Here is a 21892-nt window from a genome sequence, read left to right as displayed (position 1 = left end):
GTTACATTCCGAACCCGGAAGCTAAGCCTCACAGCGCCGATGGTACTGCAGGGGGGACCCTGTGGGAGAGTAGGACGCCGCCGAACTATTATTAATAGAGCTGGTCCCTGAACTTCGGTTCAGGGACCAGCTCTTTTTTGTTTTGCGTCACTTGCCGTTCACGTTCCGCAGCCAACATCTTGAGGCATGGGGACAGTTGGCATGTTGCGAGCCGCAGGTGTCGGTGCTGGTGACGAGGTCATCGTGCCGGCGTTCGGAAACGTCGAGATCGCCGAGGCCGTGGTCCTGTCAGGGGCCGTGCCCGTGTTCGCGGACATAGATCGGGCGACGTACTGCCTTGATCCTGATGCGGTGACCGCCGCCGTGAACTCCCGTACGGCCGCTGTGGCCGTCGTGCACCGCTTCGGGCACCCCGCCGACGTCAGGCGGCTGCGGGACGTCGGGCAGCGGCACGGCGTCCTCGTACTGGAGCAGGGCGAGTCGGACGCACCGTACGACGAGCTCGCGCAGCGGCGGGCGCACGCGGCCTACCTCAGCGGGCGGCTCGGCGGTGTGATCACCCCGGACGGCGTCGAGGGGCACAGCTATCAGCAGTACGTCGTGCGCGTGCCCGGGAACGGGCGGCCGGACCGGGACGCGTTCGCGCGTGCTGTGCGGGCCAAGGGAATTGACTGCCGGGTGCCCGTGAAGACGCCCGCGCATCGCACGCCGAAGTTCTGGCGGGACGTCTGTCTGCCGGAGACCGAGCGTGCCGCGGACGAGACGCTGACGCTTCCGGTCGGCGCGTCGATGTCGCGGCGTGAACTCCAGCGGGTCGTGTCCGCCTGCAACGCGCTCGGCGGACTTCTGCAGCCGGCCTTCTAGGGGTTCCGTTCCCTACGGCGCCTTCCTGGGGTGGGACTTGAAGAACTCCCACATCAGGTCTGTCGCGTCGATGCCGGCCGAGGGGTCAGACATGCTGCCGCCCGCGCCTCCCGGCCAGGAGTGGCCCATGTCGGGCAGTCGGTGGACCATCACGTCCGAGCCGTCGCGGCACTTGGCCGTTGTCCTTTTGATTTTGTTCTTGAGGTTCTCGGGTCGGCTCGTCTTGCAGGACAGGCGTTTCTGCCAGGCCGTGATGCCCTCGTCCATCCCTGTGTAGTGCTCGTCGAGGCCGCCGATGAAGGTGATCACGGAGACCGGGGTCCTGGGCATGTACGAGTCCATGGCCGAGTCGGGGCCGAGGTAGCCGCCGCTGACGGGGGCAATGGCCGCGAAGGTGTCGGGGAGCTCGACGGCCAGCTTGTAGGACATGTCGCCGCCGTTGGAGATGCCGGTCGCGTAGACGCGGTCGGGATCGGCGTTCCAGGTGCCGGTCAGCCTCTTCGTCATCGTACGAATGAAGCCCACGTCGTCCTCGGTGCCGCAGCAGATCAAGGCGTTGAAGCCTTGGTTGAGGCCGTCGGGGTAGGCGACGAGGAAGTTCTCCTTGTCCGCCTTGGCGTTGAGGCCGCTGATCGTGGCCGCGGCCGCACCGTTGGCCGGATAGGGGTGCATGGCGATGATGAGCGGGAGCTTGTCGGCGCGGGTGTAGCCCGGTGGGGCATGGACCGTATAGACGCGCTTCTTGCCCTTCCAGGTGAGTGTGACCTTCTGGTCGCCGGGGCGCGGGGACTCCGCGGTCGACGGCCGGGTGGGCTTCTGGTCCGCGGATCCGTTGTCGTCGTCGGATCCGCAGGCTGCGAGCAGCAGGAGCGAGGCGGTCAGTGCCAGAGGTGAGGCGTACCGCTTGGATGTGCCACGTCGGCTCGGCATGGGCGCAGAGTGGCAGCGGTCGTGCGGGCGGTCCAGAGGAATGGGCGGTTCGAGGCAGCTTCGCTTTCGGGTATGATCTATTCCGTTGCCAAGCGGGAAACCGCGAGAGCGTAACAGGCCCCTATAGCTCAGTCGGTAGAGCGTCTCCATGGTAAGGAGAAGGTCAGCGGTTCGATTCCGCTTGGGGGCTCAGAGAGCAAGTCGGGAAAGTCCCCGCCCAGTTGGGCGGGGACTTTCTGCGTTTCCCGGGGGCCCACGGGCCCCCGGGTGAGGTTCTTCAGTCCTTCTGGAGGCCGGGGACCCGCATCGCGAGGATCGCCATGTCGTCCGACGGCGCGTCCGTCGCGAAGCGCTCCACCGCGCGCATGATGCGGGCCGCGACCGCGCCCGCCGTGAGGCCCGTGCACGTGGTGAGGACGTCCGCGAGGCCGTCGTCGCCGAGCATGCGGGTGCCTTCGCGGCGCTCGGTGACTCCGTCCGTCACGCAGAGCAGGACGTCGCCCGGGTCGAGCGTCATCGTCTGTTCGTAGAGCTCCAGGTCGTCCATGACGCCGAGGAGCGGCTGCGGCTCCGCGTACGGCTCGACCGTGCCGTCCTGGCGCAGGCGGAGCGGGAGCGGGTGGCCGGCGCAGACGATCTTCAGGACGGCAGAGCCGTCCTCCTGCGGCCACAACTCCCCGTAGAGGAGGGTGAGGAAGCGGCTGCGGGCGCCCTCGTCGAGGATCGCGGCGTTCAGGCGCTCCAGGACCGCGGGGCCGCCGAAGCCCTCGCGGGCCAGGAGGCGCAGGGCGTGGCGGGCCAGGCCGGTGACCGCGGCGGCCTCCGGGCCCGTGCCGCAGACGTCGCCGATCGCGAAGCCGTACGCGCCGTCGCGGATGGGGAAGAGGTCGTAGAAGTCGCCGCCGACCTCATTGCCCTCGCCGGCCGCGCGGTAGATGACCTCGACCTCGACGCCCGGGATCTGCGGGAGCCCCGGAGGCAGCAGGCTGCGCTGGAGGGACTGGCTGATGGCCATGCGCTCCGAGTACAGGCGGGCGTTGTCCAGGGCGAGGGCCGCTCGGCGGGAGAGATCTTCGGCCAGTTCCAGGATCTCTTGGCGGAAGTGCTCGTCGGACGGCTTGCCCAGGGTGAGCATGCCGATGACGCGGTTGCGGGCGACCAGGGGCAGGACGACCGTCTCGCCGCCCACCGCCGACGCCGTGGAGAGCGTTGTGCCGATTCCCGAGCCGAGGCTCATCGGTTCACCGAGGCCGAGGCTGCGCATGGAGGTGCGCAGGGCGGCCTGGTGGGCCGCTTCCGAGGGGGCGGCCCAGACGCGGGCGCCTGGGGTCGGCACGGGGTCAGGAGGGGCGATCTTGGAGAGGAGCGCCTTCAGGCCGTCGATGCGCTCCTCGTCCTCATGGAGGACGTACGAGAGATAGGGCTCGGAGGCCTGGTCGGCGATCGTGTAGACGGCGCACCAGGTGGCGAGCGTCGGGACCGTCATCTGGGCCATGAGGGCCAGGGTCTGGTCGCGGTCCAGGGTGCCCGCGAGGAGATCCGAGGCCTCCACGAGGAAGGAGAGCGAGCCGCGGCGCAGGCGCTCCAGCTCGCCGAGGCGCGCGGACTCGACGGCGAGGGCGATGCGGTCGGCAGCGAACTGGAGGCGCAGGGCCTCTTCGTTCGAGTACCGGTCGGGGGACTCGGCCGCGACGCCGAGGGAGCCCGTGAGGCGGCCCTCGACCTTCAGCGGGACCGTCACCACGGAGCGCATGCCCGTGCCGCTGAGGAGCGGTACGGCGCCGGGGACGACCGTGAGGTCCTCGTGGACGGCCGGCATGCGCGCGGAGCCGTACCGGCCGGGGCCCGCCTCCACGGGGACGCGGGCGAAGCGCTGGCGGGCGGAGGGCAGGCCTGTGGAGGCGCGGACCTCGAGCTCGGTCTCGTCGTCCGTGGCGAGGAGCAGGAAGGCGGCGTCGCCGTCGAGCATGTCGCGGGCGCGCTCGACCGTGCGCTGGAGCAGACCGTCGAGGTCGTCCGGCGCCGGGGAGCCGATGAAGACCTCGAAGGGGTCGGCGGTGTGCGACTCGGTGAGCGCCCCGGGCTCGGGGGCGGGGCCGCGCAGCGGGGTCTGCAGGACGGCGCGCTCGTCGTCGCGGACGAGCAGGCAGACCGTGGAGGGTTCGCCGTCGGTGTCGCGGACGCGCAGGTGCGAGGCGTAGACGGGGGTGACGCGGCCGTCGGAGCCGCGGATGCCGTAACTGCCCTCCCAGCGGGAGAGTTGGAGGGCCTCCACGATGCCGGTGCTGGTGCCCGGGGTGTGCGGCCAGGCGGCGAAGTCGGTGAGCGGTTTGCCGGTGACCTGTTCGGCGACGTACCCGAAGAGCTCTTCGGCGTCTTCGTTCCAGGCCGAGATCGCGCCCACGCGGTCGATCTGGACGACGGCGACGCGGACTCTGCCGTCGGTGATGGGGAGCATCTCGGCGGGGAGGGCGGGGCCCGCCGCGCGGGTGCCCACCGAGCGGTCGGGGAGGTCGAGTTGGAACCAGACCTGCTTCTGCGTGGGGGTGTAGTCGACGCCCCAGCGGGTGGCGAGCGCCGCGCACAGCTGGAGGCCGCGGCCGCCCTCGCGGTCGGGGTTGCCCATGTTCACGGCGGACTGCTGGAGCGGGATCTCCCGTTCCGGATAGTGGTCGGAGACCTCGATGCGTACGGCGTCCTCGGTGCGCAGGCACAGGACGTCCGCGGCGGTTCCCGCGTGCACCACGGCGTTGGTGACCAGCTCGCTGGTGAGGACGACCGCGTCGTCGACGATGTCCGTGAACCCCCAGCCCTGGAGGGTGTCGCGGACAAAGGAGCGGGCCGTCGCGACGGAACGTCCGACGGGGTCGAAAGTCGCAGCCGCGCGCGCGGTGATCACAGAACTCCTCGTACGAGTATCGACGCCCAGATCTCCCACCATGGTGCGGCCGCCCCTCCGATGCCCGCTTGTACGTGTGCCACCGCCCAGGCCGGGCAGGACCGAGGTGGTTGGACAGCCGGATGCCAGGTTACTTACCTTCGCCGTCCATGCTGATGCCGGTCGTCAGTGTTTCCGCCCGGAGGGTGTGCGGACGGTGTGCGAAGCTGCCGAACTGTTATGGCCTGGTTCAGCCATGGTGAAACACTGGGCAGGCTTCTTGGAGAGAGCCCAGGTAACCCGAGCAGTACGGTCGACCCTTGCGGGAGGGACACAGTGGAGTCTGGCGCAGCGACGCGGGGCACTAAAACGCGCGCGAAAGACGGACAGTCCCAGAGTAAACAGCGCAAACCGCGCCATGGGGCGACTACGTCTGTGGACACGGCGGCCCTGAACAGGCTGCTCGCGGCGCTCGCTGCCATGCGGGACGGAAACTTCCGCAAGCGGCTCACGGTCTCCGGCGACGACGTCATGTCCGAGATCGCCGCTGTCTTCAACGAGGTGGCCGACCGGAATCTGCATCTGACGGGCGAGCTCTCCCGGGTGCGGCGCATGGTCGGGCGTGAGGGAAAGCTCACGGAACGGCTGGAGACCGGTGCCAGTGAGGGCTCGTGGGCTGCGGCGATCGATGCGTCGAACGCCCTCGTCGACGATCTCGTACGCCCCGTCTCCGAGGTCGGGCGGGTGCTCTCCGCGGTCGCGGAGGGCGACCTGGAGCAGCGGATGGAGCTGCGGGCGCAGGCGGACGAGGGGAACGGCCATCCGCTGCGCGGGGAGTTCCTGAAGGTCGGCCGGACGGTCAACAACCTGGTCGACCAGCTCTCCACGTTCACCGACGAGGTCACGCGGGTGGCCAGCGAGGTGGGCACCGAGGGCAAGCTGGGCGGCCAGGCGCGGGTACGTGGAATGTCCGGTTCGTGGAAGGACCTCACGGATTCGGTGAACACCATGGCGTACCGGCTCACCGCGCAGGTACGTGACATTGCTCTCGTCACGACGGCGGTCGCCAAGGGTGACTTGTCCCGGAAGGTGACGGTTCACGTCGCCGGCGAGATGCTGGAGCTGAAGAACACCGTCAACACGATGGTGGACCAGCTCTCGTCGTTCTCCTCCGAGGTGACCCGTGTGGCGCGCGAGGTGGGCACGGAAGGTGAGCTCGGCGGCCAGGCGCAGGTGCCGGGTGTGGCGGGAGTGTGGAAGGACCTCACCGACTCGGTGAATCTTATGGCCGGCAATCTCACCGCCCAGGTGCGTGGGATCGCCCAGGTCACGACGGCCGTCGCGAACGGCGATCTGTCCCAGAAGGTGACGGTGAGCGCGCGCGGCGAGGTCGCCCAGCTCGCCGAGACCATCAACCAGATGACCGAGACGCTGCGTACGTTCGCGGACGAGGTCACCCGGGTCGCGAACGAGGTCGGCGCCGAGGGGCAGCTGGGCGGTCAGGCGAATGTGCCGGGCGCCGCGGGGACGTGGAAGGACCTCACCGACTCGGTGAACACGGTCTTCCGGAACCTCACCACGCAGGTGCGGGACATCGCGACGGTGACGACGGCGGTCGCCAACGGTGATCTGTCGCAGAAGGTCACCGTCGATGTCGCGGGCGAGATGCTCGAGCTGAAGAACACCGTGAACACGATGGTGGATCAGCTCTCCGCCTTCGGTGCCGAAGTGACGCGTGTGGCGCGGGAGATCGGTGTCGAGGGTGAGCTCGGCGGCCAGGCGCAGGTGCAGGGCGCGGCCGGCACGTGGAAGGACCTGACGGACTCGGTCAACACCGCCTTCCGCAACCTCACGGGCCAGGTCCGCAACATCGCGCAGGTGACGACGGCGGTCGCCAACGGTGATCTGTCGCAGAAGGTCACCGTCGACGTCTCCGGCGAGATGCTTCAGTTGAAGAACACCGTGAACACGATGGTGGACCAGCTGTCGTCCTTCGCCGATCAGGTCACGCGGATGGCACGTGACGTGGGCACCGAAGGACGCCTCGGCGGCCAGGCCCGCGTGGACGGTGTCAGCGGCACCTGGAAGGAACTGACCGACTCCGTCAACTTCATGGCGGGGAACCTGACGTCGCAGGTGCGCCAGATCGCCCAGGTCACCACGGCGGTGGCGCGGGGCGACCTGTCGCAGAAGATCGACGTGGACGCGCGCGGCGAGATCCTGGAGCTGAAGAACACCATCAACACGATGGTCGACCAGCTCTCCGCCTTCGCGGACCAGGTGACGCGGGTGGCCCGCGAGGTGGGCACGGAAGGCCGTCTCGGCGGTCAGGCGCAGGTGCCCGGCGTGGCCGGTGTGTGGCGCGATCTGACCGACTCCGTGAACGGCATGGCCGGCAACCTCACCGCCCAGGTCCGCAACATCGCGCAGGTGGCGACCGCGGTGGCGCGAGGCGACCTGTCGCAGAAGATCGACGTGGACGCGCGCGGCGAGATCCTGGAGCTGAAGAACACCCTCAACACGATGGTGGACCAGCTCTCCGCCTTCGCCGAGCAGGTGACGCGGGTGGCCCGCGAGGTGGGCACGGACGGCATCCTGGGCGGCCAGGCCGAGGTGCAGGGTGTCTCCGGCACCTGGAAGGACCTCACGCAGTCCGTGAACGGCATGGCGAACAACCTGACCCTTCAGGTCCGCAACATCGCCGAGGTCACCACGGCCGTCGCCATGGGCGACCTCTCCAAGAAGATCACCGTCGACGCCAAGGGCGAGATCCTGGAGCTCGTCACGACCGTGAACACGATGGTCGACCAGCTCTCGAACTTCGCCGAGCAGGTCAACCGCGTGGCCCGCGAGGTGGGCACCGAGGGCAACCTGGGCGGCCAGGCGAGGGTCCCGGGCGTCACCGGCACCTGGAAGGACCTCAGCGACAACGTCAACCTGATGGCGAACAACCTGACCGCGCAGGTGCGCGGGATCTCCCAGGTCGCCGCGGCGGTCGCCAACGGAGACCTCACCAAGAAGGTCACCGTGGAGGCGCGCGGCGAGGTCGCGCAGCTCGCCGACACCGTCAACACGATGGTGAAGACGCTGAGTTCGTTCGCGGACGAGGTGACCCGGGTGGCCCGCGAGGTGGGCACCGACGGCATCCTCGGCGGTCAGGCCCGTGTGCCCGGAGTCTCGGGTACGTGGAAGGACCTGACGGAGTCCGTGAACGGCATGGCCTCCAACCTCACCGGCCAGGTCCGCAACATCGCGATGGTCACCACCGCGATCGCCAAGGGCGATCTGACCAAGAAGATCGACATCGACGCCCGGGGCGAGATCCTCGAACTCAAGACCACCATCAACACGATGGTCGACCAGCTGTCGTCCTTCGCCGAGCAGGTCACGCGCGTGGCCCGCGAGGTGGGCACGGAAGGGCAGTTGGGCGGTCAGGCACGGGTGCGGGACGTCGACGGCACGTGGCGTGACCTCACCGAATCCGTGAACGAGATGGCCGGGAACCTGACCCGTCAGGTACGCGCCATCGCCGAGGTCGCCACCGCGGTGACCCGCGGCGACCTGAACCTGAAGATCGACGTGGACGCGGCGGGCGAGATCCAGGTCCTCCAGGACAACATCAACTCGATGATCGCCAACCTCCGCGACACCACCCTGGCCAACAAGGAACAGGACTGGCTCAAGGGCAACCTGGCCCGCATCTCCGGTCTGATGCAGGGCCGCCGCGACCTGGCGGACGTCGCCTCGCTGATCATGAGCGAGCTGACGCCCGTGGTCTCCGCGCAGCACGGCGCCTTCTTCCTGGCGCTGCCCACGGACGACGGGGCGGAGCCCGGTGCCGAGCAGGGAGACGCGTACGAACTGCGCATGATGGGCAGTTACGGCTACTCCATGGGCTCCATGCCGACGTCCTTCCGGCCCGGCGAGACGCTGATCGGCACGGCGGCACAGGAGCGGCGCACGATCCTCGTGGAGAACGCGCCGTCCGGCTATCTGCGGATCGCCTCCGGCCTCGGTGAGGCGCCGCCCGCCCAGGTGATCGTGCTTCCGGTGCTCTTCGAAGGGACCGTCCTCGGCGTGATCGAGCTGGCCGCCTTCCAGGCGTTCACGCAGATCCAGAAGGACTTCCTCAGCCAGATCGCCGAGATGATCGCGACGAGCGTCAACACCATCAGCGTCAACACGAAGACCGAGGTGCTGCTCCGGCAGTCGCAGGAGCTCACCGAGCAACTGCGGGAACGTTCGGCGGAGTTGGAGAACCGGCAGAAGGCACTGCAGGACTCCAACGCCGAACTGGAGGAGAAGGCCGAGCTGCTGGCTCAGCAGAACCGCGACATCGAGGTCAAGAACACCGAGATCGAAGAGGCCAGGCAGGTACTGGAGGAGCGTGCCGAACAGCTCGCCGTCTCGATGCGGTACAAGTCCGAGTTCCTGGCGAACATGTCGCACGAGCTGCGTACGCCCCTCAACTCCCTGCTGATCCTGGCCAAGTTGCTGGCCGACAACGCCGACGCGAACCTCACCCCCAAGCAGGTGGAGTTCGCCGAGACGATCCACGGGGCGGGCTCGGACCTGCTGCAGCTGATCAACGACATCCTCGACCTGTCGAAGGTCGAGGCGGGCAAGATGGACGTCTCCCCGACGCGCATCGCGCTCGTCCAGCTCGTGGACTACGTAGAGGCCACTTTCCGGCCGCTGACCGCGGAGAAGGGACTCGACTTCTCCGTACGCGTGTCTCCGGAGCTGCCCGCGACCCTGCACACGGACGAGCAGCGGCTCCTGCAGGTCCTTCGCAACCTCCTGTCCAACGCGGTGAAGTTCACCGACTCCGGAGCGGTCGAGCTGGTGATCCGGCACGCGAACGCCGATGTGCCCAACGCCATCCGCGAACAGCTCCTGGAGGCGGGTTCGCTGCGGGACGCGGACGCGGATCTGATCGCCTTCTCGGTGAGCGACACCGGCATCGGGATCGCGGGCAGCAAGATGCGGGTGATCTTCGAGGCGTTCAAGCAGGCCGACGGCACGACGAGCAGGAAGTACGGCGGCACGGGGCTCGGGCTCTCCATCAGCCGGGAGATCGCTCGGCTGCTCGGCGGAGAGATCCACGCGGCGAGCGAACCGGGCCGCGGTTCGACGTTCACGCTCTATTTGCCGCTGCACCCGAGCGAACTGCCGCCGCAGGGATACACACAGCTTTCCCCGCTGCCGGGAACGGTCGCGCGGCCCGCTCTGGAAGAGGGTCCGTCCACGGTCGAGCAGCAGCCGCAGAGCGAGGCGCCGCCGACGCCGCGGCTCGACGCGGTGCCCGACTCCGGCACGCTCTTCAGGCGCCGCCGGCGTGCCGCCCACGCCTCCTCGGAGCAGCCGCCGGTCCTGCCGGGGCAGGGGCCGACCGCGGAGCAGCGGTCCCAGGAGCAGTGGGCCGCGGCGGGGCAGGAGGCGCCCGAGGCGCGTCCCGGCTACCAGTTCGGCGGTGAGAAGGTACTCATCGTCGACGACGACATCCGCAACGTCTTCGCGCTCACCAGCGTCCTGGAGCAGCACGGGCTCTCGGTGCTGTACGCCGAGAACGGCCGTGAGGGCATCGAAGTCCTGGAACAGCACGACGACGTGACGGTCGTCCTGATGGACATCATGATGCCGGAGATGGACGGGTACGCGACGACGACGGCGATCCGCAGGATGCCTCAGTTCGCCGGGCTCCCGATCATCGCGCTCACCGCGAAGGCCATGAAGGGCGACCGGGAGAAGGCGATCGACTCCGGAGCCTCCGATTACGTTACGAAGCCGGTCGACCCGGATCATCTGCTCTCGGTGATGGAGCAGTGGATGCGCGGGGAGTGACCGAGAAGAGGCGTCATTACGCGGAGTTGCTGACAGAGTGTGGCCGAAGCCGTGTAGAACCACGGTATTCGGGGAACCTTCTGGTCTCCCACTGCGTTTCTGCTACGTGCACAGTGACATCGCGGTGACAGGGTGTGGCGACAGGCGGGGTGCGGCTACCATGACCGGCACAAGGACGGACGGCGTAAGGGAGTCGTCCCCTGGGGCGGCGCCCGGTGTACCGCCGGGGCGAGGAGGGCGGGCCATGGTGCAGAAGGCCAAGATCCTCCTGGTCGATGACCGGCCGGAGAATCTGCTGGCGCTGGAGGCCATCCTCTCTGCGCTCGATCAGACCCTGGTACGGGCATCGTCCGGGGAGGAAGCGCTCAAAGCACTACTCACGGACGACTTCGCGGTCATTCTGCTGGATGTCCAGATGCCAGGCATGGACGGTTTCGAAACCGCCGCGCACATCAAGCGGCGAGAACGGACCCGGGACATCCCGATCATCTTCCTCACCGCCATCAACCACGGCCCGCACCACACGTTCCGCGGTTACGCGGCGGGTGCGGTGGACTACATCTCCAAACCGTTCGATCCGTGGGTGCTGCGCGCGAAGGTCTCGGTGTTCGTCGAGCTGTACATGAAGAACTGCCAACTCCGGGAGCAGGCAGCCCTGCTGCGTCTCCAGCTGGAAGGCGGCGGCAAGTCCACGGCGGGTGAAGCCAAGGAGCCCGCGGGGCTCCTCGCCGAGCTCTCGGCGCGCCTCGCGGCCGTCGAGGAACAGGCGGAGGCGCTCTCGAAACAGCTGGACGACGACTCGGCGGATGCCGCCGCTGTCGCCACCGCGGCCCATCTCGAACGCAAACTCACCGGCCTGCGGCGGGCTCTTGACGCCCTGGAGCCGGGCACCGGCAGCGGTGCGCCTTCGGTGTCGTCGCAGAGCTGAACCGACGCGGACACGGGGCACAAGCCGACGCGGAGGCGGTGAACATCCGTCAGTTCACCGCCCCCGCAAGGGCGACACAAACGGGTGAAGCAGTGGGCACACGTGTCCGCAGTGGCCTCCACCGGTAACCTCAGACGCATGGCCTCACGTCCGTCCGCAGCCAAGAAGACGCCCGCGAAGAAGGCGGCCGCGCCCACAAAGGCTCCGGCGAAGAAGGCCGCCGCCAAGAAGCCGCCGCCGAAGAAGGCTCCGGCGAAGAAGGCGCCCGCCAAGAAAGCCGCGGCGAAGAAGCCCGCGCCCAAGCCGGCGCCCAGTCCCACGGGCGGCGTGTACCGCCTCGCGCGCGCCCTCTGGCTCGGCCTCGCGCACAGCGTGGGCGCGCTGTTCCGCGGCATAGGGCGAGGCGCGAAGGGTCTCGATCCGGCGCACCGCAAGGACGGCCTCGCGCTGCTGCTGCTCGGCATCGCGCTGATCGTCGCCGCGGGCACGTGGTCGAACCTGCGCGGTCCCGTGGGCGACCTCGTCGAGATGCTGGTGACCGGCGCCTTCGGCCGCCTCGATCTCCTCCTTCCGATACTGCTCGCGGTCATCGGCGTACGCCTCATCAGGCACCCCGAGAAGCCCGACGCCAACGGCCGCATCGTGATCGGCCTGTCCGCACTCGTCGTCGGCGTGCTCGGTCAGGTGCACATCGCCTGCGGTTCGCCGGCCCGTGCGGACGGCATGGAGGCCATAAGGGACGCGGGCGGCCTCATCGGCTGGGCCACGTCCACTCCGCTGATCTTCACCATGGGCGAGGTCCTCGCCGTACCGCTGCTCGTCCTGCTGACCGTCTTCGGGCTGCTCGTCGTCACGGCGACGCCCGTCAACGCCATCCCGCAGCGGCTGCGGCTGCTCGGCGTCAAGCTCGGCGTCGTCCAGGCGGAGCCCGAAGCGGTGCAGGGCGACTACGCGGACGACGAGCGGTACGAGGAGCAGTGGCGCGAGGCGCTGCCCGCCCGCTCGCGCAGGCGCGGAGAGACGCCTGAGGCGTACGCCCCGGAGCAGGCGGAGGAGGAGGCGCTCACCCGGCGGCGCAGGCCCCGCAGGGCGTCCGCACAGCCCTCTCTGGACCGGCCGATGGACGCGGTGGACGTGGCTGCCGCCGCTGCCGCCGCCCTGGACGGCGCCGTCCTGCACGGCATGCCGCCATCGCCGCTGGTCGCCGACCTCACGCAGGGCGTCTCCGAGAAGCGCGACGAGCAGTCGGCGGAGAGCTCCACGCCGGTGCCGGCCGCGGAGAGCTCCGCCCCCGTACCGACCGCGCGGGCGACGGACAGCCCGCCGCCCGGTGTGCTCCGCAAGAAGCCGGGGGAGTCCCGCGACACGTCGGGCTCCGGCGTGAAGGACCTGACGAAGGCCGCTCCGGACGTGCCGCGGGATCTGCCGCCGCGCGCCGAGCAGCTGCAGCTCGCGGGGGACATCACGTACTCGCTGCCCTCGCTCGACCTGCTCGAGCGCGGCGGTCCGGGCAAGACCCGCAGTGCCGCGAACGACACGGTCGTCGCCTCGCTCAGCAATGTCTTCACGGAGTTCAAGGTCGACGCGGACGTCACGGGCTTCACGCGGGGTCCGACGGTCACGCGGTACGAGATCGAGCTCGGCCCGGCCGTGAAGGTCGAGAAGATCACGGCCCTTGCCAAGAACATCGCGTACGCGGTCGCCAGCCCCGACGTCCGCATCATCAGCCCCATCCCCGGCAAGTCCGCGGTCGGCATCGAGATCCCGAACACCGACCGCGAGATGGTCAACGTGGGCGACGTGCTGCGTCTGGCGGACGCGGCCGAGGACGACCACCCCATGCTGGTGGCGCTCGGCAAGGACGTCGAGGGTGGCTACGTCATGGCCAACATGGCGAAGATGCCGCACATCCTGGTCGCCGGAGCCACCGGCTCCGGCAAGTCGTCCTGCATCAACTGTCTGATCACGTCGATCATGATGCGGGCGACCCCCGAGGACGTACGGATGGTCCTGGTCGACCCCAAGCGCGTCGAGCTCACCGCGTACGAGGGCATCCCGCACCTGATCACGCCGATCATCACCAACCCCAAGCGGGCCGCCGAGGCGCTCCAATGGGTCGTACGCGAGATGGATCTGCGCTACGACGACCTGGCGGCGTTCGGCTACCGCCACATCGACGACTTCAACCAGGCCGTCCGCGACGGCAAGCTCAAGACGCCCGAGGGCAGTGAGCGCGAGCTCACCCCCTACCCGTACCTCTTGGTGATCGTCGATGAGCTCGCCGACCTGATGATGGTCGCCCCGCGGGACGTCGAGGACTCGATCGTGCGCATCACGCAGCTCGCGCGCGCGGCGGGCATCCACCTGGTGCTCGCCACGCAGCGGCCGTCCGTGGACGTCGTGACCGGTCTGATCAAGGCGAACGTGCCATCGAGGCTCGCCTTCGCCACCTCCTCGCTCGCCGACAGCCGGGTCATCCTCGACCAGCCGGGCGCCGAGAAGCTGATCGGCAAGGGTGACGGGCTCTTCCTGCCGATGGGCGCGAACAAGCCCACCCGAATGCAGGGCGCCTTCGTCACCGAGGACGAGATCCACGCGGTCGTCCAGCACTGCAAGGACCAGATGGCCCCCGTCTTCCGGGACGACGTCACGGTGGGGACCAAGCAGAAGAAGGAGATCGACGAGGACATCGGCGACGACCTCGATCTGCTGTGTCAAGCCGCTGAGCTGGTGGTTTCCACGCAGTTCGGGTCCACGTCGATGCTTCAGCGCAAGCTGCGGGTCGGTTTCGCGAAGGCCGGACGGCTCATGGACCTCATGGAATCGCGCGGCATCGTGGGCCCCAGCGAGGGCTCCAAGGCTCGTGACGTTCTTGTGAAGGGCGATGAGCTGGATGGCGTGCTTGCCGTGATCCGGGGGGAGGCTCACCCATAAGGGAGCGGCAGGCAACCGTTTCCCTTCGGCATACGTCAAGTTGAGGGGAGGGACAGCACCATGCCCCACCATCAGGATGTCCGGCCATTCCGATGGCGTACAAACTCCGTCGCCCAGTTGCCCCAGGCTTTCCGAACCCCCCTAGACTGAACATCCGGCAGGTGGCTACACGCTCGAAAGGCGCCCCCGTGTCCATCGGCAACTCCCCTGAAGACGACCGCCCTTCAGACCACCGACCCACTGACGACCGGCCCGCTGACGACCGTCCGGCAGCTGAGAGCCCGGCTGACGACCGGCCCTCGATCGGGCGCACGCTGCAGCAGGCACGCATTGACGCGGGCCTGACCGTCGACGAAATCAGCACGTCCACCCGGGTTCGCATCCCGATCGTGCACGCGATCGAACAGGACGACTTCTCCCGGTGTGGCGGAGATGTGTACGCCCGCGGCCACATCCGGACCCTCGCACGCGCCGTGGGGGTCGATCCCGCCCTTCTGCTGGCCCAGTACGACGCGGCGCACGGCGGGCGCCCGCCCGCGCCCACCCCGGCGGCGCCGCTCTTCGAGGCCGAGCGGATCAGGTCCGATCCGCGCCGTCCCAACTGGACCGCGGCCATGGTCGCCGCGATCGTCGCCGTGATCGGCTTCGTCGGCTTCACCGCGTTCAGCGGCGGGGACGACAGCGACGGCTCGAAGTCGCAGGTCGCCGAGGGCGCCACGCCCGCCACCAGCAAGCCCGCCACGAAGCCGGCACCGAACAAGCCGGCCGACCCCAAGCCGGACCCCTCGGACAGCGCGATCGCAGGCGCCCCGCAGGACAAGGTCACGGTCAAGGTCAACGCGGCGGACGGCCGCAGCTGGATCTCCGCCAAGGACCACAACGGCCGGACGCTCTTCGACGGCGTCCTGGAGCAGGGCAAGTCGAAGACCTTCCAGGACAAGCGGAAGATCGACCTGGTCCTCGGTGACGCGGGCGCGATCAAACTGTTCGTGAACGGCAAGGCAGTCGAGAACGAGTTCGACCCCGGTCAGGTCGAGCGGCTCACGTACACCAAGGGTGATCCCGAGGTCGGCTGAGCCGTGTGACAGAGGCCCGGACCCTCGCGGCGGGGGGCCGGGCAGGGACAAAGTAGTCTTGAGAGCATGCCCGAACGCCGTACCGTCGCCCTTGTCACTCTTGGCTGCGCCCGTAACGAGGTGGACTCGGAGGAGCTGGCAGGCCGCCTGGAGGCGGACGGCTGGCAGCTCGTCGAGGCCGCCGAAGACGCGGACGTCGCCGTAGTCAACACCTGTGGATTCGTCGAAGCCGCCAAGAAGGACTCCGTCGACGCCCTCCTCGAAGCCAATGACCTCAAGGGTCACGGCAAGACCCAGGCCGTCGTGGCCGTCGGCTGCATGGCCGAGCGGTACGGCAAGGAACTCGCCGAAGCCCTGCCCGAAGCCGACGGTGTCCTCGGCTTCGACGACTACTCCGACATCTCCACCCGCCTGAACACCATCCTGAGCGGCGGCAGTGTCGAGGCTCACACCCCGCGTGACCGGCGCAAGCTGCTGCCGATCAGCCCCGCGGAGCGGCAGGAGGCGGGCTCCGACGTCGCGCTGCCCGGGCACGCGCCCGTGGACCTGCCCGACGGCCTCGCGCCCGCGTCCGGGCCGCGTGCCCCGCTGCGGCGGCGCCTGGGTACCAACCCCGTCGCCTCGGTGAAGCTGGCATCCGGCTGCGACCGGCGCTGCTCCTTCTGCGCCATCCCCTCCTTCCGCGGGTCCTTCATCTCGCGGCGCCCCTCGGACGTGCTCGGCGAGACGCGCTGGCTGGCCGAGCAGGGCGTCAAGGAGGTCATGCTCGTCTCCGAGAACAACACCTCGTACGGCAAGGACCTCGGTGACATCCGGCTCCTGGAGACGCTGCTGCCCGAGCTGGCCGCCGTCGACGGGATCGAGCGGGTGCGCGTCAGCTATCTGCAGCCCGCCGAGATGCGCCCCGGACTCATCGACGTGCTGACCTCCACGGAGAAGGTCGCCCCCTACTTCGACCTGTCCTTCCAGCACTCCGCTCCCGGCGTGCTGCGGGCGATGCGGCGCTTCGGGGACACCGACCGGTTCCTGGAGCTCCTGGACACCATCCGGACCAAGGCACCGCAGGCAGGTGTGCGGTCCAACTTCATCGTGGGCTTCCCCGGCGAGACCGACGCCGACGTGGACGAACTCGAGCGGTTCCTCACGGGTGCGCGGCTGGACGCCATCGGCGTCTTCGGGTACTCCGACGAGGAGGGCACGGAAGCGGCGACGTACGACCAGAAGCTGGACCAGGACGTCGTCGACGAGCGGCTCGCACGCATCTCGCGGCTCGCCGAGGAACTGACCTCGCAGCGCGCCGACGACCGTCTCGGTGAGACCGTCGAGGTGCTCGTGGAGTCCGTGGACGACGAGGACGGCGCGATCGGCCGGGCGGCTCACCAGGCGCCCGAGACGGACGGCCAGATCCGCTTCACGGGTGCCACGGGTGGGGACGACCTGCAGGTCGGTCGTATGGTCGTGGCAAAGGTGGTCGGCACGGAAGGCGTGGACCTGGTGGCTGAGTACAGCGAAATTCTGGGGGACTCGCCCCGGATCCCGGCCGAGGAGGCGCGCAGATGACCGGAGTCCCGGCATCCGCGGCGGGCGGCTCCGGCGCGCAGGGCGCCAAGCCGGTGCGCGGTGGAAAGTTGGGCGCTGCGGCCGTCAATCAGGCCAGCGTGTGGAACGTCGCCAACCTGCTGACGGTGATCCGGCTGCTGCTCGTGCCGGGTTTCGTGATGCTGCTGCTCGCCGACGGCGGGTACGACCCGGCCTGGCGCGCATGGGCCTGGGCGGCCTTCGCCGTCGCCATGATCACCGACCTGTTCGACGGGCACCTGGCGCGTACGTACAACCTGGTCACGGACTTCGGGAAGATCGCCGACCCCATCGCCGACAAGGCGATCATGGGCGCCGCGCTGATCTGTCTGTCCTACCTCGGCGATCTGCCCTGGTGGGTGACGGGCGTCATTCTCGGACGTGAGCTCGCCATCACCCTGCTGCGGTTCTGGGTGATCCGCTTCGGTGTCATTCCGGCCAGTCGCGGCGGCAAGATGAAGACGCTCTGGCAGGGCACGGCGGCCGGGATGTACGTCCTGGCGCTGACCGGGCCGCTCGCCACGCTGCGGTTCTGGGTGATGGCGGTCGCCGTCGTCCTGACCGTGGTGACCGGCCTGGACTACGTGCGCCAGGCCGTCGTGCTGCGTCGGCTCGGCCTTGCGGAGGCGCGGGAAGCGGCCGCCGCTTCCGCCGCGGCCTCCGGCGAGGGGGCTCGGGAGTCGGCGACGTGACGTCCGCCGGCGGACCTGGCCCTGCTGCGGAGGTGCTGCGGCTTCTTCAGGCGCGGGGCGAGACGCTCGCCGTCGCCGAGTCGCTCACCGGCGGTCTGGTGGCCGCCGAGCTGACGGCGGTGCCGGGGGCCTCACGGGTCTTCCGGGGGTCCGTGACGGCGTACGCGACCGAGCTGAAGCACGAGGTGCTCGGGGTCGACGGCACTCTGCTGGCCGAGCGCGGTGCCGTGGATGCCGAGGTGGCGCTGCAGATGGCGGCCGGTGTGCGCAAGGTCATGGGCGCGGACTGGGGGATCGCCACCACGGGCGTCGCGGGGCCGGATCCGCAGGACGGACAGGCCGTAGGGACCGTTTTCGTCGCATTCGACGGGCCGGATGCCACGGCCGACCGGCCGATTTCCACGGGTGGCGGACCGGGTTCCGCTCTTCGCTCTGAGGGGAAAGTGGCCGCGCTGCGGTTGAACGGTGAGCGTTCGGACATCCGTATGGAGAGTGTACGGAGCGTGCTCACGCTGCTGCTCGAGCGGCTGTCCGGCGAACGTGCTGGGAATGGGCGGGCACAGGATACGGAACAGAACGGGGGGAATTGATGTTTGCAGCCCTGAGTGAACACGACATCGCTCCCCGCACGGCCGCCGCGCAAGGCGGTACGGTGGGGCGTGAAGGATGCGGCTACGCGGTCCGAGGAGGGAGCCACCGATGATTCTGCTCCGTCGCCTGCTGGGTGACGTGCTGCGTCGGCAGCGCCAGCGCCAGGGCCGTACTCTGCGCGAAGTCTCCTCGTCCGCCCGAGTCTCGCTCGGCTATCTTTCCGAGGTGGAGCGGGGGCAGAAGGAGGCATCCTCCGAGCTGCTTTCCGCGATCTGCGACGCGCTTGACGTACGGATGTCCGAGCTCATGCGCGAGGTGAGCGATGAGCTCTCCCTCGCCGAACTGGCTGCGTCGGCAGCGGCTACGGAACCGGTGCGCGCACCGGTTCGCCCGATGCTCAATTCCGTCTCGGTGAGCGGTGTGCCGCCGGAACGGGTGACGATCAAGGCGCCTGCGGAAGCGGTGGACGTCGTCGCGGCGTGATGTCGCGCTGACGCTGACTGCGCACGCTGCTCGAGCGCTCAGAAGTGTGGAAGCCCCGGCCGGGTCACCGGCCGGGGCTTTTTTCTGCCCGGGTGCTGCTCCGCCGTCTGGCCGGGTGTCGCTCCGCCGTCTGCACGGGCCGCCTGTGGTCCGCCCGGGGCCGCCTGTGGTCTGCCCGAAGATGCCCTGATTGGTGCACTTGTGCCATTGTTGGTGGGGATTTTCGATTACGGGGGTTTCATGAGCTTTGGAGGCTGGATGTACGTCGTGAAGAGCCCTCTGTCCGATGCGGATCTGAAGACGGTCTCGGATGCCCTGCAGGGCGCTCTGGTGGACCTGGTCGACCTCTCCCTGGTCGCCAAGCAGATCCACTGGAACGTGGTCGGGACGCGCTTCCGCTCCGTCCATCTGCAGCTCGACGAGGTCGTGGACACGGCGCGGCTGCACTCCGACACGGTGGCCGAGCGTGCCTCCACGCTCGGAGTCTCGCCCGACGGCCGTGCGGCGACCGTCGCGCGCAGCAGCGGCATCGCCGAGGTCGCCGACGGCTGGGTCAAGGACGCGGACGCGGTGGGGACGCTCGTGGACGCGCTCGGTGCGGTGATCACGCGGATGCGGGAGCGGGTCGAGGCGACCGGCGAGGCGGATCCGGTGAGCCAGGACATCTTCATCGGCATCACGGCCGATCTGGAGAAGCATCACTGGATGTTCCAGGCGGAGAACGGCTGATCTCCAGATGGAGAACGGCTGATCTCCAGGGGGGAACGGCTGATCGCGGAGAACAGCTGATCACGGAGTACGGCTGATCGTGGGGTACAGCTGACCGCGCAGAACGGTTGATTCCGGTGGTCGTCGCCGTGCCTCGTGTGCCCTGCGGTGCGCCCTCCCGCCGGGCGAAGCCGGGCGTCTAGCGTCGACCGGGCGTCGAGCCTCAGGTGGAGGTGGTGGCCGTGGCATGGAGAGTCGTGCGGTGGGCGCCGGCTCTGGCGCTCGGTGCGCTCTGGTGGTGGGGCGTGCTGCGGCTGGCCCTCGCGCCCGATGCGGGAGTCCTGGAGGGTGCCGTCGCGGCCGGTGGCTGGGGGCTGAGTCTGCTTCCGGTGCACTGCGTGCCGAAGTCCCGGGCGGTGGGCGCCGCGTACTGGTCCAGGGAGCGCGCCCGGCGGCCGGACGGTGCGCTGCGGTGGCCTGGGGAGCGTACGGCCAAGTCCGCTGCTCAGGCCGCCGGTGGCGCTGTCACCAAGGCATGGCGACGCCGCCGTTCGGGCGGAGGATCTGGCCCGTCGTGAAGGCGGACGCGTCGGATGCCAGATGCAGGACGGCGTGGGCGATGTCCTCCGGTTCGCCGACGCGGCCCAGGGGGGACATGCGGACCATCAGTCCCTCGGTGTGCGCCTGGGCGTCGGAGTCGTGGCGGTCGGTCATGGGGGTGCGGATCCAGCCCGGTGCCACGGCGTTGACGCGGATGCCGTGCGGGCCCACCTCGGTGGCGAGGGTCTTCGTGAGCTGGACGACGGCGGCTTTCGCCGCGCCGTAGCAGAGGAGGCCGGGGCCGCCGGTGTCCACGGCGCCCGATGCCATGGTGATGATGCTGCCTGGGTGGCGGGAGCCGTTGGTCGCTGTGCTGGTGGCGGTCTTGGTGCCGGTGCCGGTGTCGGTCTTGGTGCTGGTGTCGGGCGGGGTGCCGGTGTTCGCCGCGATCATTGCGCGGGCGGCGGCCTGGCAGGCGTACAGGACACCCTTGAAGTTGATGTTCAGGACCCGGTCGAGGTCCTCGTCGCGGGTCTCCAGGACCGGGCTGCTGTGCATGATCCCGGCGATGGCGGCCATGACGTCAAGACGTCCGGTGGCCGCTGTGGCGCTCGCGACGGCCTGCTCGACCTGGGTCCTGTCGGCCACGTCCAGGGGGTGGGTGTGCGCGGTGCCGCCCGCGGCCTTGATGAGCGTGGCCGTCTTGTGGAGCCCCTGGGCGTCGCGGTCGGCGCAGTGGACGGTGGCGCCCGCTTCCGCGAGGAGCACGGCCGAGGCCCTGCCGATGCCGCTGGCCGCGCCGGTGACGAATGCGGTGCGTCCGCTGAGGTCGTACGCCGTGAGGGGCATGACGGGACGGTACGGCGGGATCTGACGGGGCGTCAACTGGTGGGCAGGGGTGGGTTGTCGGCTGTGTGGGGGTGGGTGTGCGCCTGGCCTGCCGTGGGGTCAGGGCGGCTGTGGGTTCACGGCGGCCGTGGGCTCAGGGGGTCGGGCCCTGTTGGCAGGTGGGGCACCAGTACGTGGGGCGGCTGCGGGAGCCGTCGCCCTGCTCGGCCGTGCGGATGGGGGTGCCGCAGCGCAGGCAGGGGCGGGGTGCGCGGCCGTAGACGTACAGGCGCTGGCCCGCGCGGTCGCGGCCCGTGGTGGTGCGTGCCGGGCGGTCGCGGTTGGCTTCCAGGAGCTTCTTGGCGAGGGCGGGGAGGCGGGATGCCGTCTCGGCGGGGAGCTCGCCGACGGGGAGCCAGGGGGTGATGCCCAGGAGGAAGCAGAGCTCGCTCTTGTAGACGTTCCCGATGCCCGCGAGATTGCGCTGGTCGAGCAGGGCCTCGCCCAGGGGGCGGTCGGGGGTCGTCAGGAGGTTGCCGATGGCCTGCTCGGGGTCCCAGTCGGGGCCAAGGAGGTCGGGGCCGAGGTGTCCCACGGCCTTGTGCTCGTCGGCGGTGCGGAGGAGTTCGAGCACGGGCAGGCGATAGCCGACGGCCGTGCGGTCGGCCGTGCCGAGGATCGCCCTGATCTGGTGGCCGGGGCCGCCGCTCCAGCGCTCGCCCGGGGCGTACACCTTCCAGGAGCCGTCCATGCGGAGGTGGGAGTGCAGCGTGAGCCCGCCGTCGAAGCGGGTGAGGAGGTGCTTGCCGCGCGGGGTGACGTCCAAGACGGTGCGCCCGGTGAGGTCGACGGTCGCGAGCTTCGGGACGCGGAGGTCGGAGCGCGTGACGGTGTGCCCGGCGAGCGCGGTGTGCAGCCGCCGGGCTGCCTGGTGGACGGTGTCTCCTTCGGGCATGAGGTCCAGGGTGGCATGTCGGGGGCGAGGTGAGGGTGAGGAGATTCAGGCGTGGTCGTGTGT

15 protein-coding genes, 1 tRNA gene and 1 rRNA gene are annotated in these 21892 nt (G+C 69.4%); 13 read left to right on the top strand and 4 right to left on the bottom strand.

Annotated elements, in window-relative coordinates:
* Positions 1 to 86 (top strand): 5S ribosomal RNA (rrf, locus tag ABZ833_RS42205); the annotation flags it as partial.
* Positions 87 to 201: 115 nt separating this feature from the next.
* Positions 202 to 864, top strand: a complete 663-nt coding sequence (locus tag ABZ833_RS42200) for a DegT/DnrJ/EryC1/StrS family aminotransferase (protein ID WP_361058703.1) — start codon at positions 202 to 204, stop codon at positions 862 to 864.
* A 12-nt stretch (positions 865 to 876) separates the two neighbouring features.
* Here the strand turns inward: ABZ833_RS42200 and ABZ833_RS42195 are convergent, their stop codons facing one another.
* Positions 877 to 1794 (bottom strand): PHB depolymerase family esterase, encoded by a 918-nt coding sequence (locus ABZ833_RS42195; RefSeq protein ID WP_361058701.1) that lies wholly within the window; start codon positions 1792 to 1794, stop codon positions 877 to 879.
* Between the two features lie 117 nt (positions 1795 to 1911).
* On the opposite strand from ABZ833_RS42195, the gene ABZ833_RS42190 reads away from it, so the two are divergent.
* Positions 1912 to 1984, top strand: a tRNA-Thr gene (locus ABZ833_RS42190).
* A gap of 87 nt (positions 1985 to 2071) precedes the next feature.
* Here the strand turns inward: ABZ833_RS42190 and ABZ833_RS42185 are convergent.
* On the bottom strand, positions 2072 to 4735 hold the full coding sequence (locus ABZ833_RS42185) for a SpoIIE family protein phosphatase (protein ID WP_361058699.1): 2664 nt from the start codon (positions 4733 to 4735) through the stop codon (positions 2072 to 2074).
* 273 nt (positions 4736 to 5008) lie between these two features.
* Here ABZ833_RS42185 and ABZ833_RS42180 point away from each other — a divergent pair, with 273 nt between their 5' ends.
* From ABZ833_RS42180 to ABZ833_RS42135, 10 genes are all read left to right on the top strand, one after another.
* Positions 5009 to 10516 (top strand): HAMP domain-containing protein, encoded by a 5508-nt coding sequence (locus ABZ833_RS42180; RefSeq protein WP_361058697.1) that lies wholly within the window; start codon positions 5009 to 5011, stop codon positions 10514 to 10516.
* Between the two features lie 244 nt (positions 10517 to 10760).
* A complete protein-coding gene (locus tag ABZ833_RS42175) occupies positions 10761 to 11444 on the top strand; it encodes a response regulator (RefSeq protein WP_249587368.1) in 684 nt (227 codons plus the stop codon).
* A 138-nt stretch (positions 11445 to 11582) separates the two neighbouring features.
* Positions 11583 to 14378: a DNA translocase FtsK gene (locus ABZ833_RS42170; protein WP_361058694.1), complete on the top strand. Its 2796-nt coding sequence runs from the start codon at positions 11583 to 11585 to the stop codon at positions 14376 to 14378.
* A gap of 188 nt (positions 14379 to 14566) precedes the next feature.
* The gene (locus tag ABZ833_RS42165) at positions 14567 to 15454 is read left to right on the top strand and encodes a RodZ domain-containing protein (RefSeq protein ID WP_361058692.1); all 888 of its coding nucleotides are present in this window, start codon (positions 14567 to 14569) and stop codon (positions 15452 to 15454) included.
* Between the two features lie 66 nt (positions 15455 to 15520).
* Positions 15521 to 17014, top strand: coding sequence for a 30S ribosomal protein S12 methylthiotransferase RimO (gene rimO, locus ABZ833_RS42160; protein WP_361058690.1), 1494 nt, complete (start codon positions 15521 to 15523; stop codon positions 17012 to 17014).
* Entirely contained in the window at positions 17011 to 17724 is a 714-nt protein-coding gene (gene pgsA, locus ABZ833_RS42155; RefSeq protein ID WP_249587364.1) for a CDP-diacylglycerol--glycerol-3-phosphate 3-phosphatidyltransferase, read from the top strand. The genes rimO and pgsA overlap by 4 nt, the downstream gene beginning before the upstream one ends.
* Complete coding sequence (locus ABZ833_RS42150) at positions 17721 to 18314, top strand: CinA family protein (RefSeq protein WP_361058688.1); 594 nt, start codon at positions 17721 to 17723, stop codon at positions 18312 to 18314. Before pgsA ends, ABZ833_RS42150 begins: the two co-directional genes overlap by 4 nt.
* A 109-nt stretch (positions 18315 to 18423) precedes the next feature.
* Complete coding sequence (locus tag ABZ833_RS42145; protein WP_160507571.1) at positions 18424 to 18798, top strand: helix-turn-helix transcriptional regulator; 375 nt, start codon at positions 18424 to 18426, stop codon at positions 18796 to 18798.
* 258 nt (positions 18799 to 19056) lie between these two features.
* Positions 19057 to 19527 (top strand): DNA starvation/stationary phase protection protein, encoded by a 471-nt coding sequence (locus ABZ833_RS42140; RefSeq protein ID WP_361058712.1) that lies wholly within the window; start codon positions 19057 to 19059, stop codon positions 19525 to 19527.
* 221 nt (positions 19528 to 19748) lie between these two features.
* Positions 19749 to 20084 (top strand): hypothetical protein, encoded by a 336-nt coding sequence (locus tag ABZ833_RS42135; RefSeq protein ID WP_361058686.1) that lies wholly within the window; start codon positions 19749 to 19751, stop codon positions 20082 to 20084.
* Here ABZ833_RS42135 and ABZ833_RS42130 read toward each other — a convergent pair.
* Both ABZ833_RS42130 and ABZ833_RS42125 read right to left on the bottom strand, forming a co-directional pair.
* On the bottom strand, positions 20032 to 20895 hold the full coding sequence (locus ABZ833_RS42130) for an SDR family NAD(P)-dependent oxidoreductase (RefSeq protein ID WP_361058684.1): 864 nt from the start codon (positions 20893 to 20895) through the stop codon (positions 20032 to 20034). The genes ABZ833_RS42135 and ABZ833_RS42130 overlap by 53 nt on opposite strands.
* Positions 20896 to 21028: 133 nt before the next feature.
* A complete protein-coding gene (locus ABZ833_RS42125; protein ID WP_361058682.1) occupies positions 21029 to 21829 on the bottom strand; it encodes a DNA-formamidopyrimidine glycosylase family protein in 801 nt (266 codons plus the stop codon).
* Positions 21830 to 21892: the final 63 nt, after the last annotated feature.

It is taken from the genome of Streptomyces sp. NPDC047525 (genome assembly GCF_040643025.1).
GTDB lineage: Bacteria > Actinomycetota > Actinomycetes > Streptomycetales > Streptomycetaceae > Streptomyces > Streptomyces durmitorensis.
Note: the sequence above shows the minus strand (reverse complement) of the source record. Positions and strands in the feature narration are given on the sequence as shown.

Excerpts from the sequence above, each read along its gene's own strand:
- ABZ833_RS42200 (WP_361058703.1), top strand. The coding sequence starts at position 202 with ATGTTGCGAGCCGCAGGTGTCGGTGCTGGTGACGAGGTCATCGTGCCG.
- ABZ833_RS42195 (WP_361058701.1), bottom strand. The coding sequence starts at position 1,794 with ATGCCGAGCCGACGTGGCACATCCAAGCGGTACGCCTCACCTCTGGCA.
- ABZ833_RS42185 (WP_361058699.1), bottom strand. The coding sequence starts at position 4,735 with ATGGTGGGAGATCTGGGCGTCGATACTCGTACGAGGAGTTCTGTGATC.
- ABZ833_RS42175 (WP_249587368.1), top strand. The coding sequence starts at position 10,761 with ATGGTGCAGAAGGCCAAGATCCTCCTGGTCGATGACCGGCCGGAGAAT.
- ABZ833_RS42170 (WP_361058694.1), top strand. The coding sequence starts at position 11,583 with ATGGCCTCACGTCCGTCCGCAGCCAAGAAGACGCCCGCGAAGAAGGCG.
- rimO (WP_361058690.1), top strand. The coding sequence starts at position 15,521 with ATGCCCGAACGCCGTACCGTCGCCCTTGTCACTCTTGGCTGCGCCCGT.
- pgsA (WP_249587364.1), top strand. The coding sequence starts at position 17,011 with ATGACCGGAGTCCCGGCATCCGCGGCGGGCGGCTCCGGCGCGCAGGGC.
- ABZ833_RS42145 (WP_160507571.1), top strand. The coding sequence starts at position 18,424 with ATGATTCTGCTCCGTCGCCTGCTGGGTGACGTGCTGCGTCGGCAGCGC.
- ABZ833_RS42140 (WP_361058712.1), top strand. The coding sequence starts at position 19,057 with ATGTACGTCGTGAAGAGCCCTCTGTCCGATGCGGATCTGAAGACGGTC.
- ABZ833_RS42130 (WP_361058684.1), bottom strand. The coding sequence starts at position 20,895 with ATGCCCCTCACGGCGTACGACCTCAGCGGACGCACCGCATTCGTCACC.
- ABZ833_RS42125 (WP_361058682.1), bottom strand. The coding sequence starts at position 21,829 with ATGCCCGAAGGAGACACCGTCCACCAGGCAGCCCGGCGGCTGCACACC.